This is a genomic window from Arthrobacter sp. 05T45, assembly GCF_056395875.1.
This window is the reverse complement of the sequence record NZ_JBFTKI010000046.1, coordinates 1-1,792: the sequence shown is the minus strand read 5'-3', so window position 1 is coordinate 1,792 and position 1,792 is coordinate 1. Positions and strand designations below refer to the sequence as shown.

The following is a 1,792-nucleotide window of genomic DNA, read 5'->3' as shown; positions in this document are numbered from 1 at the left end:
TGTGTCTGTTGTTTGAGAACTCAATAGTGTGCCAAGTTTGTTGATACCAATTTATTGTATTGAATTGGTTGAATTTGCCGGGCCCGCCACCCCGTGGTGTGGTCTGGTGTTATTTGGCTGGTTTCAAATTTTGTGCAGCGTGTGCATCCCGTTTTCCCGGGGGCGCATGTTGTGTCTGTTTTACTTCAACGGAGAGTTTGATCCTGGCTCAGGATGAACGCTGGCGGCGTGCTTAACACATGCAAGTCGAACGATGATCCGGTGCTTGCACCGGGGATTAGTGGCGAACGGGTGAGTAACACGTGAGTAACCTGCCCTTAACTCTGGGATAAGCCTGGGAAACTGGGTCTAATACCGGATATGACTCCTCATCGCATGGTGGGGGGTGGAAAGCTTTATTGTGGTTTTGGATGGACTCGCGGCCTATCAGCTTGTTGGTGAGGTAATGGCTCACCAAGGCGACGACGGGTAGCCGGCCTGAGAGGGTGACCGGCCACACTGGGACTGAGACACGGCCCAGACTCCTACGGGAGGCAGCAGTGGGGAATATTGCACAATGGGCGCAAGCCTGATGCAGCGACGCCGCGTGAGGGATGACGGCCTTCGGGTTGTAAACCTCTTTCAGTAGGGAAGAAGCGAAAGTGACGGTACCTGCAGAAGAAGCGCCGGCTAACTACGTGCCAGCAGCCGCGGTAATACGTAGGGCGCAAGCGTTATCCGGAATTATTGGGCGTAAAGAGCTCGTAGGCGGTTTGTCGCGTCTGCCGTGAAAGTCCGGGGCTCAACTCCGGATCTGCGGTGGGTACGGGCAGACTAGAGTGATGTAGGGGAGACTGGAATTCCTGGTGTAGCGGTGAAATGCGCAGATATCAGGAGGAACACCGATGGCGAAGGCAGGTCTCTGGGCATTAACTGACGCTGAGGAGCGAAAGCATGGGGAGCGAACAGGATTAGATACCCTGGTAGTCCATGCCGTAAACGTTGGGCACTAGGTGTGGGGGACATTCCACGTTTTCCGCGCCGTAGCTAACGCATTAAGTGCCCCGCCTGGGGAGTACGGCCGCAAGGCTAAAACTCAAAGGAATTGACGGGGGCCCGCACAAGCGGCGGAGCATGCGGATTAATTCGATGCAACGCGAAGAACCTTACCAAGGCTTGACATGGGCCGGACCGGGCTGGAAACAGTCCTTCCCCTTTGGGGCCGGTTCACAGGTGGTGCATGGTTGTCGTCAGCTCGTGTCGTGAGATGTTGGGTTAAGTCCCGCAACGAGCGCAACCCTCGTTCCATGTTGCCAGCGCGTAATGGCGGGGACTCATGGGAGACTGCCGGGGTCAACTCGGAGGAAGGTGGGGACGACGTCAAATCATCATGCCCCTTATGTCTTGGGCTTCACGCATGCTACAATGGCCGGTACAAAGGGTTGCGATACTGTGAGGTGGAGCTAATCCCAAAAAGCCGGTCTCAGTTCGGATTGGGGTCTGCAACTCGACCCCATGAAGTCGGAGTCGCTAGTAATCGCAGATCAGCAACGCTGCGGTGAATACGTTCCCGGGCCTTGTACACACCGCCCGTCAAGTCACGAAAGTTGGTAACACCCGAAGCCGGTGGCCTAACCCCTTGTGGGAGGGAGCTGTCGAAGGTGGGACTGGCGATTGGGACTAAGTCGTAACAAGGTAGCCGTACCGGAAGGTGCGGCTGGATCACCTCCTTTCTAAGGAGCACCTACAACCACCCTGCCGGGCGTTATGTCCGTGTGGTGGGGTTGTCAGGAGTACGCCCGTTGCGCAGACG

Annotated in this window: 1 rRNA gene; it reads left to right on the top strand. The window is 56.4% G+C overall.

Annotated features, from left to right (window positions below):
- The first annotated feature begins 185 nt into the window (after window positions 1-185).
- Window positions 186-1,712 (top strand): 16S ribosomal RNA (locus AC1DGD_RS22075).
- The last annotated feature ends 80 nt before the right edge of the window (window positions 1,713-1,792 follow it).